1 tRNA gene is annotated in these 402 nt (G+C 42.8%); it reads left to right on the forward strand.

Annotated elements, in window-relative coordinates:
• The first annotated feature begins 100 nt into the window (after positions 1-100).
• Positions 101-177 (forward strand) — tRNA-Ile (locus BLO31_RS19265).
• The last annotated feature ends 225 nt before the right edge of the window (positions 178-402 follow it).

The raw sequence follows: 402 nt of genomic DNA on the forward strand, positions 1-402 counted from the left end.
GGAAGGCAATTGACGAAAGAAGGAGTTTACATAAAGTAAATGACTGACGGAGGATAAGCCGCCTGACGTAGAAATAAGGAAAAATACAAAGCAAGAAGTTGGGTCTGTAGCTCAGGTGGTTAGAGCGTTCGCCTGATAAGCGAGAGGTCGGTGGTTCAAGTCCACTCAGACCCACCAATTTTCCTTTTATGTTTTGTTAGATTATTCGTTGTGTATTGACCTACACGGCCTCATAATCTGCCGCGCCTAAAATGAAAATTAACACCCAGTCATTCGACTGTTATAACGACGAGATTGTGTTTGAAATCGAGGCGTGCAAACAACGGCTGAAGGAGCATACAAAAGTATGTGACTGAAGACGGTGAGCGGCACAACAAAGAGTTCAAATAGAATATCAAGTTA

This window comes from Vibrio sonorensis (genome assembly GCF_001854765.1).
Classification (GTDB): domain Bacteria; phylum Pseudomonadota; class Gammaproteobacteria; order Enterobacterales; family Vibrionaceae; genus Vibrio; species Vibrio sonorensis.